Origin of the sequence: Kribbella voronezhensis (genome assembly GCF_004365175.1) — a bacterium.
In the GTDB taxonomy this organism is placed as follows: Bacteria; Actinomycetota; Actinomycetes; order Propionibacteriales; family Kribbellaceae; genus Kribbella; species Kribbella voronezhensis.
The window spans coordinates 366,580-380,685 of the sequence record NZ_SOCE01000003.1 but is presented as its reverse complement, the minus strand read 5'-3'; the positions used below and the strand labels follow the sequence as shown (position 1 = coordinate 380,685).

14 protein-coding genes are annotated in these 14,106 nt (G+C 70.0%); 2 read left to right on the top strand and 12 right to left on the bottom strand.

The features are described 5' to 3' along the window. Nucleotides 1-29: 29 nt before the first annotated feature. The 3 genes from EV138_RS36455 to EV138_RS36445 form a co-directional block, all read right to left on the bottom strand. Nucleotides 30-746 (bottom strand): anti-sigma factor family protein, encoded by a 717-nt coding sequence (locus EV138_RS36455; RefSeq protein WP_133985285.1) that lies wholly within the window; start codon nt 744-746, stop codon nt 30-32. After that, complete coding sequence (locus tag EV138_RS36450; protein WP_112237204.1) at nt 743-1,273, bottom strand: sigma-70 family RNA polymerase sigma factor; 531 nt, start codon at nt 1,271-1,273, stop codon at nt 743-745. The genes EV138_RS36455 and EV138_RS36450 overlap by 4 nt, the downstream gene beginning before the upstream one ends. Nucleotides 1,274-1,396: 123 nt before the next feature. Further along, entirely contained in the window at nt 1,397-1,930 is a 534-nt protein-coding gene (locus EV138_RS36445) for a hypothetical protein (protein WP_133985283.1), read from the bottom strand. A gap of 89 nt (nt 1,931-2,019) precedes the next feature. On the opposite strand from EV138_RS36445, the gene EV138_RS36440 reads away from it, so the two are divergent. Further along, complete coding sequence (locus EV138_RS36440) at nt 2,020-2,349, top strand: nuclear transport factor 2 family protein (RefSeq protein WP_133985281.1); 330 nt, start codon at nt 2,020-2,022, stop codon at nt 2,347-2,349. Between the two features lie 9 nt (nt 2,350-2,358). On the opposite strand, the gene smc is transcribed toward EV138_RS36440, so the two are convergent. Beyond that, nucleotides 2,359-5,916, bottom strand: a complete 3,558-nt coding sequence (gene smc, locus EV138_RS36435; protein ID WP_133985279.1) for a chromosome segregation protein SMC — start codon at nt 5,914-5,916, stop codon at nt 2,359-2,361. A gap of 150 nt (nt 5,917-6,066) precedes the next feature. Between smc and EV138_RS37785 the strand changes: the two genes are divergently transcribed. Beyond that, a complete protein-coding gene (locus EV138_RS37785) occupies nt 6,067-6,330 on the top strand; it encodes a hypothetical protein (protein WP_202867118.1) in 264 nt (87 codons plus the stop codon). Nucleotides 6,331-6,489: 159 nt separating this feature from the next. Here EV138_RS37785 and mutM read toward each other — a convergent pair whose 3' ends face one another. The 8 genes from mutM to EV138_RS36390 all read right to left on the bottom strand — a co-directional run bounded on the left by mutM (nt 6,490) and on the right by EV138_RS36390 (nt 14,043). Beyond that, complete coding sequence (gene mutM / locus EV138_RS36425; RefSeq protein ID WP_133985277.1) at nt 6,490-7,344, bottom strand: bifunctional DNA-formamidopyrimidine glycosylase/DNA-(apurinic or apyrimidinic site) lyase; 855 nt, start codon at nt 7,342-7,344, stop codon at nt 6,490-6,492. A 3-nt stretch (nt 7,345-7,347) separates the two neighbouring features. Further along, a complete protein-coding gene (rnc, locus tag EV138_RS36420) occupies nt 7,348-8,079 on the bottom strand; it encodes a ribonuclease III (RefSeq protein WP_112237018.1) in 732 nt (243 codons plus the stop codon). 14 nt (nt 8,080-8,093) lie between these two features. Beyond that, a complete protein-coding gene (gene rpmF / locus EV138_RS36415; protein ID WP_133985275.1) occupies nt 8,094-8,285 on the bottom strand; it encodes a 50S ribosomal protein L32 in 192 nt (63 codons plus the stop codon). Nucleotides 8,286-8,354: 69 nt separating this feature from the next. Beyond that, nucleotides 8,355-8,867 (bottom strand): YceD family protein, encoded by a 513-nt coding sequence (locus tag EV138_RS36410; protein ID WP_202867117.1) that lies wholly within the window; start codon nt 8,865-8,867, stop codon nt 8,355-8,357. Nucleotides 8,868-9,018: 151 nt separating this feature from the next. Continuing rightward, nucleotides 9,019-9,504 carry a pantetheine-phosphate adenylyltransferase gene (coaD, locus tag EV138_RS36405; protein WP_133985270.1) on the bottom strand — a complete coding sequence of 162 codons (486 nt, stop codon included), beginning with the start codon at nt 9,502-9,504 and terminating at the stop codon, nt 9,019-9,021. Then, the gene (gene rsmD / locus EV138_RS36400) at nt 9,501-10,082 is read right to left on the bottom strand and encodes a 16S rRNA (guanine(966)-N(2))-methyltransferase RsmD (protein WP_133985268.1); all 582 of its coding nucleotides are present in this window, start codon (nt 10,080-10,082) and stop codon (nt 9,501-9,503) included. Before rsmD ends, coaD begins: the two co-directional genes overlap by 4 nt. Beyond that, a complete protein-coding gene (gene recG / locus EV138_RS36395; protein WP_133985266.1) occupies nt 10,079-12,328 on the bottom strand; it encodes an ATP-dependent DNA helicase RecG in 2,250 nt (749 codons plus the stop codon). Before recG ends, rsmD begins: the two co-directional genes overlap by 4 nt. Continuing rightward, a complete protein-coding gene (locus EV138_RS36390) occupies nt 12,325-14,043 on the bottom strand; it encodes a DAK2 domain-containing protein (RefSeq protein ID WP_133985264.1) in 1,719 nt (572 codons plus the stop codon). Before EV138_RS36390 ends, recG begins: the two co-directional genes overlap by 4 nt. Between the last annotated feature and the right edge of the window lie 63 nt (nt 14,044-14,106).

The window sequence follows — 14,106 nt, the reverse complement described above, 5'->3', positions numbered from 1 at the left end:
TCCTCTCGTCCCGCGCAACCGTATTGGCGTCAGACCGCGGCGGTCACCACATGCTCGCCCTGGATTGTCCTGATCTCGACCGACCGGACCTGGTCGATCGGCACGAGGACGCCACCGCCGAAGCGACTGCCCTCCTGCGCGGCCTTCGGAGAGACGACCCAGCTACCGGCGACGTACTTCTTCCCGGTCTTGTCGGTGACGAACATCTGGCACTCGGCGCCCGCCTTCAGGCCCGCGATGGTGACGGTGACCCAGCTCCACCCGGCTCGCGGCTCGACGGTGGCCGCCATCGTCGTACCGGTGCCGGCATCGCTCACCATGACCTGCTTGGAGCCCGCCGGCACGGTTTCGGTCGCCACTGGTGGGTTGTCGGCCGTCTGCCGTCCGATCAGTACGCCGCCGCCGACAGCTCCTGCAAGCACGACCACAGCGGCGGCCACGGCCAGCCACCGGGTGCGCTTCTTGGGAGCAGCAGTTGCGCTGACCACCGGAGCCTCTTGTGGCGCCGAGGCGGCACGAACTTCGCGCAGAGTCCGCTGCAGCAGCAGGTCGCCGTCGGTCGGCGGGCCGTCCAGGAACGCCTCGGGCGGTACCTCGCCCAGGAACTCCTTCATCTCCTCCAGCTCGATGAGCTCGGCCCTGCACTCGGCACAGCCGGCCAGGTGCTCGTCGACCTCGCGGACCTCGTCCGGCTCCAGCGCACCCAGCACGTAGGCACCCAGCTGCGAGGGATCGTGCTCGCTCATCTGGCCACCTCCGCTCCGGGTCCCATCACCGTACGCAGTGCACGGAGGGCGTAATACGATCTCGATTTCACCGTACCGGGCGGAACACCCAGTTCCTTGGCCGCCTCGGTCACCGACCGGCCCCGGTAGTACAGCTCCACCAGTACTTCGCGATGCTCGGGCGACACCTGGTCCAGCGCGTCCAGCACGACCATGCTGTTCACCACGGCCTCGGAGTGGTCGCCCTCGACCGGCGGCCGGTCCGCGATCTCCGCCACCTCGGCCGGCCGGACGGCTCGCGCCCTGGCCCGGTCGGTGACGATGTTGCGGGCCACTGTCAGCAACCAGCCCCGGACGGAGCCCTTGCCGCTGGTGAGGTCGTCGGCGTGCTTCCACGCGCGCACCAGGGTCTCCTGGACGACGTCCTCGGCGGCCGCCCGGTCACCGGTCAGCCGGGTCGCGTAGGCGAGCAGGCTGCGCCCGTGTTCGGCGTACAGCGAACGGACCAGCGCCTCGGCAGACTCGGGCCGGCGGTCCACGTCACCCACCGCAGTCCTCCCGGCCTCGATCGTCACGGTCGTTCGTACGATAGGCGATGTGTCGCCGGCACGACACACTGCAGGGCCCCGGTGGGGACCCTGCAGAAGGAAGCCGGCCGATGTCATCGAGGCTCAGTAGCCCGCGTTGCCGCTGTCGGAGTCTTGCGTGGTGTTCTTCTTGCCGTCACTACCGACCGCCCACCACAGCTCGCCGAAGCCCTGGCCGTTGGCGTCACCGGCCTTGCTGTCCTCGGAGTACAGGTAGAGCGGCTGCCCGGCCAGCGTGAGCTGCTTGCTGCCGTCCGTGCGGGTGACAGTGCCGACCAGCGAGGCGTCCACGCCGTCCAGTTTCGGCGTACTGGCACCGGCCGTCGCCGGCGGCCACATCGCGGCACAGGCGCCGTCGCAGTTGGACTTGGGCGGGCTGGTGGAGTCCTTGCCGAACACGTAGAGCGTGCGGCCGTTGCCGTCGACAACTACCTTGCCGAGGTTCGCGACGTCGGCCGTGGCGAGCTTCGCGCCGGCCGCCTGACCGCCGGCGGTCTGGCTGGTGCTGCTCTGCGCGGGAGCCGGCTTGCTGCCGTAGCCGCCGTTGCCGCCGCCGCAGGCGGTGAGAGCGGCCAGCCCGAGGACGGCCGTCCCGGCCGCGATGGCGAAGCGCTTCATGATGGATCTCCCTGGCTGGACGATGCTCGGCTGTTGACACCATGCACACGGACGATCCGCCCGATCGGTTCACCGTTTATCGTCTCGTTATGACCACACCAGCGGGAATCCCGGAACCGATCCAGCGCGCGTTGACGGCCATCGACGCCCAGGACAACGACGCGTTCGTCGCCGCCTTCGCCCCGGACGGCTACGTCGACGACTGGGGCCGCCAGTTCCGCGGCCACGCCGCGATCCGCTCCTGGAGCGAGAACGAACTGATCGGCAAACAGGCCACCTTCACCGACACGGAGGTCTCCACCCCCGGCAACCCGCTGACCATCGTCACCCAGGTCGGCGGCAACGGCTACAACGGCCCCTCCCACTTCACCTTCGAGACCGCCGGCAACCAGATCACCGCAATGACCATCACCGCCTGACAGCTCGGCTCAGGCGGGTTCGGGTTCGCGGATTCGTTGGGAGATGACGGCTGAGACGCCGTCGCCGCGCATGGTGACGCCGTAGAGGGCGTCGGCGACCTCCATGGTGCGCTTCTGGTGGGTGATGACCAGGAGCTGGCTGTTCTCGCGGAGCTCCTCGTAGATCTCCAGCAGGCGGCCGAGGTTGGTGTCGTCCAGGGCGGCCTCGACCTCGTCCAGGATGTAGAAGGGCGACGGGCGGGCCTTGAACAGGGCGACCAGGAAGGCGACCGCGACCAGCGAGCGCTCACCACCGGACAGCAGCGACAGCCGCTTGACCTTCTTGCCCGGCGGCCGCGCCTCGACGTCGATGCCGGTGCTCAGCATGTCGCTCGGGTCGGTCAGCACGAGCCGGCCCTCGCCGCCGGGGAACAGCCGGCTGAACACGTGCTCGAAAGCGACCTCGACATCGCGGTACGCCTCGGTGAAGACCTGTTCGACCCGGTCGTCGACCTCCTTGACGATGTCCATCAGGTCGCGGCGGGACTTCTTCAGGTCCTCGAGCTGCTCCGACAGGAACCGGTGCCGCTCCTCCATCGCGTCGAACTCCTCCAGCGCGAGCGGGTTGATCCGCCCCAGCTGGCCGAGAGCACGCTCGGCCGCCTTCAGCCGCTTCGCCACCTTGGCCCGGTCGAACGGCTCCCCCTCGACCTCCAGCTCGGGCTGGTCGGGGTCGCCGTCGGCGGCCGGCAGCGGCGGCACGAGCTGATCCGGCCCGTACTCCGCGATGAGCGTCTCCACCTCGGTACCGAGCTCGCTGAGCGCCTTCTCGTACAAGGCCTCGAGCCGCATCTTCTGCTCCGCGCGAGCCAGCGCGTCGCGGTGCACGGTGTTGGTCAGCTGCTCCAGCTCACTGCTCAGGTTCCGCGTGGCCGAACGGGCCTGCGCCAGGCTCTGCTCGCGGTCGGCGCGCTCAGCCTGGATCGCCGCGCGCTCGGCGGCAGCCAACTGCAGCGAGTTCTCCAGCCGGGCCAGCACATGGCCGGCCGCCAGATGCACGGCCTGCGCCGCCTCGGACTGACGGGCTCGCCGCGACGCGCGGGCGATCGCTCGTGCCCGCGCCTCCCGCTCCTGCCGGGCCGCGCGCTCCAGCGAGTCGGCCCGCCCGGACAACGCCCGGGCCCGCTCCTCGGTGGTCCGCAGGGCCAGCCGCGCCTCCATCTCGGCCGCCCGACCGGCCTTGGCCGCCTCGGCCAGCCGGTCGCGCTCCTCCGTGTCGGGCTCGTCGCCTTCGTCGTCGCCGTACTGCTCGACGTCCTTCAACCGCTGCTCGAGGTCGGCGAGGCCGGACAGGTTCCGGTCGCGCTCCTCCTCGGCCGCCGCGATCGCCTCGGCCATCCGCTGGGCCTCACCGCGCGACGCCTTCGCCAGCGACCCGAACTGAGCCAACTGCTCGGCCACCGCAGCCATCGCCGCGTCCGACTCGTGCAGCCGGGCCAGGGTGATCTCGACGGACTGCTTCTGCTGCTCCCGCTCGCGCTCCAGCGCCGCCAACTCGAACCGCAGCCGCTCGCTCCGAGCGGTGGCCTCGATCAGCTTCTCCGAAGCCTCGTCGACCGCGGACTGCACCTCGATCAGGCTCGGCGCGGCGTCCGACCCGCCGTACGCGAAGTGCGCACCCAGTACGTCGCCGACGCGGGTGGTCGCGGTGATGTCGGGCAGGTGCTGGATCAGCGACCGGGCCGCGGGAATGTCCTCGACCACGGCGACCTTGCGGAGCAGCCGGCGCAAGGCCGGCCGCAGCGTCTCCGGGCACTCGACGACATCAACGGCGTACGTCGCGCCGCCCGGCAACTGCGGCCACGACGAGTAGTCCTCGGCGGGTGCGTCGCCGAGCAGCATCCCGGCGCGGCCGAGATCATGCTCTTTCAGGTGCCCGACCGCCTCGATGGCGGCGGAGGTGTGCGCCACCGCGACGGCGTCGGCGGCTTCCCCCAGCGCGGCGGCGATCGCAGTCTCGTACCCCGGGCGCACGCTCAGCAGGGCGGCGACGGAACCCATCAGGCCGGTCACCTGCTCCGAGGCGGCCAGGAGCGCGCCCGCCCCGTCCTTGCGGTTCAGCCCGATCTCCAGGGCCTCCTTGCGGGCGGCCAGGCCGGTCCGCTCCCGCTCGGCGTCGCGTTCCTCGGCACGAAGCTTGGTGAGCCGCTCCTCGAGCTCGTCGAGCACGCTCTGGGCGGCCTCGTACTGGTCGTTCAGACCCTTCTCGCCGGCATCGAGGCCGGCGACCTGGGTCTCCAGAGCGGTGAAGTCGTGCTGTGCCTTGGCGGCTCGCTGCTCGGCCTCGCGCTGGTTGGCGGCCAGCCGGCCGATCTCGGACTCGGCGGCGGCCGCGCGGCTCTTCAGCGCGTTCACCTGCCCGGTCAACCGGGCGAGTCCCTCACGGCGGTCGGCCGAGGCCCGGATCAGCGCGGCGATCCGGCGCTCCTCCTCGGCGTGCTGCGCCTCCAGGTCCTGGCGTCGCTCGATGGCCGCGGCCAGCAGTTCGGAGTGCGCCTCGACCTCGGCCTCGATCTGCGCCTCGGTCTCGCGGACCCGCGCTGCCTCGAGTTCGAGCTCTTCGGGATCTCGCCCGGCCCGCGGCTCGTCGGCCTCGTCGTTGAGCGACCGGATCCGGTCCGCGGCGATCCGCGCGGTGCCCTTGATCTTCTCGCCGAACCCGGACAGCTGGTACCACGTATCTTGCGCGGCCTGCAGTGCCGGAGCATCCGTCCGAAGCGCGTCCTCGAGCGTCGCCTCGAGATCGCGGGCCTCCCGCAGCGCCGCCTCGATCTGGGCCCGCTTCTCGGTCAGCGCCGCCTCGTCCTTGAGCTCGGCCTCCAGCGCGGACTGCGCCTGCACGATGTCGTCGGCGAGCAGCCGGGACCGGCCGTCGCGGACCTCCGCCTGGATCGTCACCGCCCGCCGCGCCACCTCCGCCTGGCGCCCGAGCGGCTTCAACTGGCGGCGGATCTCGGCGATCAGGTCGCCGAGACGGTGCACGTTGCCCTCGGTCGACTCCAGCTTCCGCAGCGCCTTCTCCTTGCGCTTGCGGTGCTTGAGGACGCCGGCCGCCTCCTCGACGAAGCCGCGGCGGCCTTCCGGCGTGGCGCGCAGGATCGAGTCGAGCTGGCCCTGGCCGACGATGACGTGCATCTCACGGCCGATACCGGAGTCGCTGAGCAGTTCCTGGACGTCGAGCAGCCGGCAGTTCTGGCCGTTGATCTGGTAGTCGGAGCCACCGTTGCGGAACATCGTCCGCGAGATGGTGACCTCGGCGTAGTCGATCGGGAGGGCGCCGTCGGTGTTGTCGATGGTCAGCACGACCTCGGCGCGGCCCAGCGGCGCGCGCCCCGACGTACCGGCGAAGATGACGTCTTCCATCTTGCCGCCGCGCAGGGACTTCACGCCCTGCTCGCCCATCACCCAGGCGAGACCGTCGACGACATTGGACTTCCCGGAACCGTTCGGGCCGACGATGCAGGTGATCCCCGGCTCGAAGTTCATCGTCGTGGCCGACGCGAACGACTTGAATCCTCGGAGCGTCATGCTCTTGAGGTACAAAGCGAGGCTCCCAACCCGTGAAAGGACAGACGATACCTAAAGGAACCGTCATAACTTGCATCGGCCACCGCACAGACGGTGACAGTGCCGCTACCCGGGGAAGTAGTTCCGCACTTCACTGTACCTACTGCGGACATGAAACCGGCGGAGGCCCGGACGGGGGCCGCCGCCGTGGGTGGTGCGGACGGTGATGTGGTGCGGCTTCGGCCGAACTCAGACCGAAGCGGGGGCGCGCAGAGCCTCGTCGACGGTGAGCAGTCGTTCCTCGTGAACGGCTGCGACCAGATGATCGTTCTCTGCCTGCAAGCGCATCACGTGCGCCTCCAGATCGGCGACACGCCGGTTGAGCAGACGAACCTGCTCGAGCATGCGCGGGTCAGTGCCTCCAAGGTGCCCTAGAAGAGCCTTGGCCATTGTGCTGTCCTCCGGAAGGGTTCTGGCAGTGTGGCGCCCCTGAGCCCTGAAGTGGCATGGAGCGCATAAAAGTGTGCCGTCTTTTAGGGTGACACCGGCTGAGCCACGGGTCAACCTGAGGTACGTCAATTAACAATATCTCGCTCACCACCGGGCGTGTCGCGGCACCGGCTGGCACTTCGGGCAACGGAACGAGGAACGGTTCATGAACGGCTCGCGACGGATCGGGCGGCCGTCGCGAGGGCACGGCGAGCCCTCCTGGCCGTAGACCGCCAGACCGCGCTCGAAATAGCCGGATTCCCCGTTCACGTTGACATACAGGGCATCGAAGCTGGTGCCGCCGACATCCAGGGCGGCGCCCATCACCTCGCGGGCATGGGTGAGGATTTCCCTTGCCTGTAAGGGTTTCAGGGTCTCGGTGGCCTTGGCGTAGTGCAGCTTTGCACGCCACAAAGCCTCGTCGGCATAGATGTTCCCGACTCCGCTGACCAGCGTCTGGTCCAGCAGGGCCCGCTTCAGACCGGTCTTGCGGCGCCGGATCGACGCCACGAAAAGGTCGTCGTCGAACAGCGGGTCGAACGGGTCGCGGGCGATGTGCGCGATCTCCGCGGGCAGCTCGGCGCCACCTTCGGAGTACGACAGACCACCGAACATCCGCTGGTCCACAAAACGGACCTCTCCGCGGTCGTCGGCGAACCGGAATCTGACCCGCAGATGCTTCTCGTCCTCGGCCCCGACCGGCTGGACGCGGAACTGGCCGCTCATGCCCAGATGGGTCAGGACGGCGTCGCCGGAGGCCAGCGGCAGCCACAGGTACTTGCCGCGCCGCGCGGGCGTGGCGAAGACCTGGCCCTTCAGCCGCGAGGAGAAGTCGTCCGGCCCGAGCAGGTGCCGGCGCAGCGGGCGCGGATGCAGCACCTCGACCGCGTCGATGGTCCTGCCGGTGGTGAATTCCGCGAGCCCGCGGCGGACGACCTCTACCTCAGGAAGCTCGGGCACCGCTTAAGGCTGCTGGGACGGGTCGATGCTGTCGGGATGCGCCGCGCGCAGAGCCTTCCAGGCGGTCTCGGCGGCCTGCTGCTCGGCTTCCTTCTTGCTCCGGCCGATGCCGTGCCCGTAGGTGTCCGCGCCGATCCGGACCCGCGCCTCGAACGTCTTGGCGTGGTCCGGGCCGGACTCGGCGATCACGTACTCCGGGACGCCGACGCCGAGTTGGGCGACGAGCTCTTGCAGGCTCGTCTTCCAGTCCAGGCCGGCCCCGAGCCGCGCCGACGACTCCATCAGCTCGTCGAACAGCGTGTGCACCACCCGGCCGGCGACCTCGAACCCGCGGTCCAGGTAGACGGCGCCGATCAGCGCCTCCACGCAGTCCGCGAGGATCGAGGACTTGTCCCGGCCACCGGTGGCTTCCTCGCCCCGGCCGAGCCGCAGGTACTTGCCCAGCTTGAGGTCACGGGCGACGCCGGCGAGGGCGCGCATGTTGACCACCGCCGCGCGCAGCTTGGCCAGCCGGCCCTCGGACAGGTCCGGATGGTTGCGGAACAGCGACTCCGTGACGATGACGCCGAGCACGGAGTCCCCGAGGAACTCCAGCCGCTCGTTGGTCGGCAACCCACCGTTCTCGTATGCGAACGAACGGTGGGTGAAGGCGTGCTCCAGTAATGCGTCAGCCAGCGATACGCCGAGCCGTTGGTTCAGCTCGGCGTAGAGCCCCGTTTCGTTGGCAGAGTTCACTGGGGGGTTGCCGTTTAGCTCTCGACGACCTGGCGACGCTCGCCCTTGGCGCCGTACTGGCCGCAGGTCGGGCAGACGGTGTGCTGCAGGTGCTTGGCGCGGCAGGCGGGGTTCACGCAGGTGACCAGCGCGGCGGCAGTCGTCTTCCACTGCGCCCGGCGGCTCCGGGTGTTGCTGCGCGACATCTTCCGCTTCGGAACGGCCACGGTTATGACTCCTCGGTTCGGCCGGGGGCTTGCGACCCGGCCGGCTGGCTGGAAATTGGCTGTGCGATCTTACGGTTTTTCATCCTGCGGGAGCAGGTCACTCAGTGCGGACCAGCGCGGGTCGCCCCGGTCCTCGTGCTTGTGTCCGGGCTCCTCCACCAGGCGCACCCCACACTCGGGGCACAGGCCCGGACAGTCGTCCGCACACAAAGGCTGGAACGGCAGCGCGAGCACCACCTGGTCCCTCAACGCCGGCTCGAGGTCGATCAGATCGCCCTCCATCCGGCTGGCCTCGTCCGGCTCGGCATCGCTCTCCGGGTAGACGTACAGCTCCTGGACGTCGGCGAGGAACTCGTCCTCGACATCGACCAGGCACCGTGCGCACTCCCCGACCAGCCGGCCAGTGGCCGAACCGGTGACGAGCACCCCTTCGACCACCGCTTCCAGTCGCAGATCGAACTGGATCGGGTCGCCCTCGGGGACGCCGATCACGTCGATTCCGAGATCGGCCGGTGCCGGTGCCGTGAAGGAGACTTCGCGCTGGGACCCGGCGCGGCGAGACAGCTCGTGGGTATCGATCACGAGTGGGGACCGCGGGTCCAAGGCGCTCAGAACAACCCTTTCAGGCGTGGGGCAGGCAGAATCTCGGTCTCGTCGAGACCAGTGGACAACATTACCAACTTACCGGCCGGTCGCCCAATCCGGGGCGGCCGGGAAATCTTTGGGGCGAGTGTCAGCCGTTCCCGCGGCCGAGCTTGGCGAGCAGCGCCGCGTGCACGACGGGCGGCAGGAACTCGCCCACCTCGCCGCCGAGCTTGGCGATCTCCTTGACCAGGCTGGAGGAGATGTACCCGTTCTCCGTCGCGGTCGGCAGGAAAAGCGTATCCACGCCCGACAACTTCCGGTTCATCTGCGCCATCTGCAGCTCGTAGTCGTAGTCGCCGCCCGAGCGCAGGCCCTTGACGATCACGCCGGCCCCCTCGGACCGGCAGTAGTCGACCAGCAGGCCCTCGAAGGTGCCGACCCGGACGTTGCCGAACGGCTCGGCCAGCGCGGTCAGCATCTCGACCCGCTCCTCGAGGCTGAACAGCCGCTGCTTGGACTGGTTCACCCCGGCCGCGACGATCACCTCGTCGAAGGCGGCGGCCGCCCGGCCGATGACGTCCAGATGACCGTTGGTGGGCGGATCGAAGGTGCCCGGAAAGACGGCCCTACTCATGCCGATACCCCGCGCTGGTCATGGCGGTGACCGTACCAAAGCCGGGCCTCGCCGTACTTGCGATCGCGCAGCGCGGCGAACCCGTCCGGCCACTCCCACGGCTCCCGCTTGCCCCGCTCGACCACCACGACGGCATCCTCGGCCAGCCACCCGTTGTCCCGCAATGAGGTCAGAACCTCCTGCAGTTCAAGGGTTTCCAGCCTGTACGGCGGGTCGGCGCAGACCAGGTCGAACGGGCCGGCCGGATTGTCGCCCGAGGCAACCTTCTCGGCCGGCCGGGTGAGCACCGTGGCGCCGGGAAGACCGACCACCTTGATGTTCGCGGCGATCACCTCGGCCGCCTTCCGGTCCGACTCCACCAGCACCACCCGAGCCGCGCCGCGCGACAACGCCTCCAGCCCGAGCGCGCCGCTGCCGGCGTACAGGTCCAGGACGGCGAGGCCGAGGAAGCTGCCGAACTCGGTCTCCAGCGACGAGAACATCGCCTCGCGCACCCGGTCCGCGGTCGGCCGCGTCCCGCTTCCGGCCGGTACTGCGATGCGCCGGCCGCCGGAGGCACCGCCGATGATCCGGGTCACGTCTTCTCCAGGTAGTCGGTCGCCTCGGACGCCAGCGCACTGGCCACGGTGGAGCGCAACGACGGGTAGGTCACCAGCTCGGGATCGACCGAGACGATCGACTTGGCCACGTGCCGGGCGGCCAGGATGATGTCCTCGTCCCGGAGCACGCTGAGCAGCTTCAGGCTGCTCCGGACGCCCGACTGCGCGACGCCGAGGACGTCGCCCTCCTTGCGGGTCTCCAGGTCGATCCGGGACAGCTCGAAGCCGTCCGTGGTCGCGGCCACCGCGTCCAGCCGCTCCCGTGACTTGCTGGCGGGCCAGCTGTCGGTCACGAGCAGACAGAGCCCTGGGACCGTGCCCCGGCCGACCCGGCCGCGCAACTGGTGCAACTGGGAGATCCCGAAGCGGTCGGCGTCCATCACCACCATCGTCGAGGCGTTCGGTACGTCGACGCCGACCTCGATCACGGTGGTGGCGATCAGTACGTCGATCTCCCCGGCCGCGAACCGGGTCATCACCGAATCCTTCTCGTCGGCCGGCAGCCGCCCGTGCAGGATCTCCACCCGCAGCCCGGCCAGGATCTCGGCCAGCTTCTCGGCGATGAACATCACCGACAGCGGTGGCCGTCGCTCCTTGGGCGCCTGCTTGCCGTCGCTGTCGGAGTCCTGCTCCGCGAAGTCGGCCTCCTCGTCGCCGGCGTTCTTGACCTCGTCCCCGATCCGCGGGCACACGACGTACACCTGGTGGCCCTTGCCCACCTCCTCGCGGACCCGCTGCCAGGCTCGTTCCAGCCAGGCCGGCTTCTCCGCGGCGGGGACCACCGAACTCGTGATCGGCGACCGCCCGGCCGGCAGCTCGGTCAGCGTGGAGACCGCGAGGTCGCCGAAGACGGTCATCGCCACGGTCCGCGGGATGGGGGTCGCGGTCATCACCAGCACGTGTGGGGTGTTCTCGCCGGACTTCTGGCTCAGCGCGGCCCGCTGCTCCACTCCGAACCGGTGCTGCTCGTCGACCACGACCAGGCCGAGGTCCGCGAACTGCACCTTGTCCTCGAGCAACGCGTGCGTGCCGACCACGATCCCGGCGGCGCCACTGGCTGCGTCCAACATCGCCGTACGCCGGGCTGCCGCGTTCAGCGAGCCGGTGAGCAGTCCCACCCGGGTCGCCCGCTCGGCGCCGCCCAGCATGCCCGCCTCGGCCAGCTCACCGAGCATCTTGGTCAGGGTCTTGTGGTGCTGGGTCGCGAGCACCTCGGTCGGGGCCAGCAGGACCGCCTGACCACCGGCATCCACCACGGCGAGCATCGCCCGGAGCGCCACGATCGTCTTGCCGGAGCCGACCTCGCCCTGCAGCAGCCGGTGCATCGGATGCGGCCGGGCCAGGTCCGCGAAGATCTCCTCGCCGACCTCGGCCTGCCCGGCGGTGAGCTGGAACGGCAGCCGGGCGTCGAAGTCGGTCAGCAGGCCGCCGTCGGTCCGGGGCCGTGGGATCGCCTTCAGCGCGTCGGTGACGGCCCGGCGCTGGGCCAGGATCGTCTGCATCACCAGGGCTTCCTCGAACCGGAACCGCTTCTGCGCGGTCACCCAGTCCTGCTCGGTCTCCGGCAGGTGGATCTTCTGCAGCGCCTCACGCAGGCCGAGCAGCTTCTCGTTGCGCAGGATCAGCTCGGGGATCGGGTCCTCGACGTCGTCCAGGTTGTCCAGCACGATCTTGATGCTGCGCTCGATCGTCGCGGTCGGCAGCTTCGCGGTCGCCGGATACAGCGGCCGGAACGGGCGGGCCCGGCGCTCGATCTCGGCCTCGCTCAGGTCCTCCTCGTCGAGGATCTCGGTGCCCGGGCCCTTCAGCTGCATGATGTCGCGGAACATCGTCACCTCGCCCCAGAACAGCGCGGCCGTCCCGACGGTCAGCTTGTTCGCCAGCCAGGGCTGGTTGAAGAAGGCGAGCTCGATGTCGTTGCGGCCGTCGGTGACGACCACCTTGGTGATCGTCTTGTGCCGGCGGTACTTGTTGACGTCCTCCGGCCTGATCTCCAGTTTGGAGTCCAGCGAGCGGACGGTGACCTTCTTGACCCGCCCGCTGACCGTGGCCTGGTCGCCGACCCTGAGCTCGTCGAACGGGGTCAGCTCGCCCTTCTTCAGGTACCGCCGCGGATAGTGCCGCAGCAGGTCCCCGACGGTCTCGATGCCGAGCACGTCGGCGAAGGTCTTGGCCGTCTTCGCGCCGACGAAGTCGCGAAGCTTCCGGTCGATGTCCGTCTTCATTCCACCCCGATCAGCAACGGGTACCTCTCCTGACCACCGTCGTACACCACGACATCGACATCTTTGCGGTTCCGGCGCACGTGCCGCACCAGCGCGTCGACCAGGTCGGGGCTCGCGTTCGCGCCGCGGACCACGGTCATCAGCTCACCGCCGCCACCGAGCAGCCGGTCGGCCACGCCGGTCGCGGCCGCGACGAGATCCTCGGTGATCAAGGCGAAATCGCCGTCCACCACGCCCAGCGCGTCGCCGATCCGGCAGGTGCCGGCCATCGTCCAGGCGTCCTTCACCGCGATCGTCACCGCTCCGTGCCGGGTCTGGCCGGCCGCCGCGGACAGCTGTACGACGGCGTCGTCGAAGCTGAGGTCGTCATCGTGTACGGCGATCGCGGCCAGCCCCTGGACCTGCGCGCGGGTCCGGATCACTGCCACTCGGATGCCGTTCTGGCGAGCCGCGGTGGCGGCGGCCTCGGCGACGGCGATGGAGTCCTTGTCGTTGGGGAGGATGACGATCTCCGGGGCGCCCGACTGCTCGATCGCGGTCAGCAGTTCACCGGTCGAGCAGCGCCTTCCCGGGCCGCCCTTCACCACCACCGCCCCCGCCTCCACGAACAACTTCGCCAGTCCGTCTCCGGCGGCCACGGCGATCACCGCGCGGCTGGCGATCGGGGCGTGCGGAGCGACGTCGGCGAAGTGCGTCACCCGGATCCGGTGCGGCCGGCCGATCGCGATCCCCTGCTCGATCGCCGCTCCCACGTCGTCGGTATGAACGTGCACGTTCCACAACTCGTCCCCACCGACCACCACCACCGAGTCCCCCAGCCCCGCGAGCGCCCGCCGAAAGTCGCCGATCCGCTCATCCGCGGCATCCAGCAAATACATCACCTCGTACGCCGGCCCGTCGCCACCCACCTCGTACGCCGGCCCGTCCGCGCTCCCCAGCGCGCCCACCTCCCCGCCGACCGACCCCGCAGTCGAGGGCCCTCCGACTTGGTCCGCTTCGGCCGCACCGGAGCCCGTGCCGGTCACCCTGCGGGGAACCCCGGTGCTCTGGCCAGGCGGCCGGCCCGACAGCACCGACTCCATCGCGCCGAGGATCACCACGAGCCCGGCGCCGCCCGCGTCCACCACGCCGGCTCGCCGTAGTACGTCCAACTGTTCTGTGGTCTTCGTCAGCGCCAGCCGCGCTCCGGCGACAGCGGCCAGGCAGACCTCGGCCAGCGTCTTCCCCTCATTGGCGGCGGCGAGCGCGCCGTCGGCGGCCTTCCGGGCGACGGTGAGCATCGTGCCCTCGACCGGCTGCGCGACCGCGCCGTACGCCGCGTCTGCCGCGAACGCGAGCGCGTTCGCGAGCGCCGCCGCCTCGCTCATCCGCGGATCGGCGAGGACGGAGCCGGCGTCGGCCTCCTGGTCGCGCGGCAGGTTCTCCGCGAGGCGCAGACCGCAGGCGCGGACGAGCTGCGAGGTGATCACTCCCGAGTTACCACGAGCGCCCAGCAGAGCGCCCCGGCCGAACGCCTGGACCGCCTCCGCGAAGGTCAGCTCACCGTCGGGCAGCGCGTCGCACGCGGCTTCCCAGGTCAGGTACAGATTCGTCCCGGTGTCACCGTCCGGCACCGGGTACACGTTGAGCTCGTCGATCTCCGCCCGAGCCCGCCGCAGCTCCGTCAACGCAACGCGAGCCCAGCTCCGCAGTACCCCAACCGTCAGCTCTCCCACGCCCGGAAGGCTAACCGGTCCCGCGTCGCGCCCGGCGCTCCACGTCCGGAGCGGACGGGCTGG

Excerpts from the sequence above, each read along its gene's own strand:
- smc (WP_133985279.1), bottom strand. The coding sequence starts at position 5,916 with ATGACGCTCCGAGGATTCAAGTCGTTCGCGTCGGCCACGACGATGAAC.
- EV138_RS36445 (WP_133985283.1), bottom strand. The coding sequence starts at position 1,930 with ATGAAGCGCTTCGCCATCGCGGCCGGGACGGCCGTCCTCGGGCTGGCC.
- EV138_RS36455 (WP_133985285.1), bottom strand. The coding sequence starts at position 746 with ATGAGCGAGCACGATCCCTCGCAGCTGGGTGCCTACGTGCTGGGTGCG.
- EV138_RS36440 (WP_133985281.1), top strand. The coding sequence starts at position 2,020 with ATGACCACACCAGCGGGAATCCCGGAACCGATCCAGCGCGCGTTGACG.
- EV138_RS37785 (WP_202867118.1), top strand. The coding sequence starts at position 6,067 with ATGAAACCGGCGGAGGCCCGGACGGGGGCCGCCGCCGTGGGTGGTGCG.
- recG (WP_133985266.1), bottom strand. The coding sequence starts at position 12,328 with ATGAAGACGGACATCGACCGGAAGCTTCGCGACTTCGTCGGCGCGAAG.
- coaD (WP_133985270.1), bottom strand. The coding sequence starts at position 9,504 with ATGAGTAGGGCCGTCTTTCCGGGCACCTTCGATCCGCCCACCAACGGT.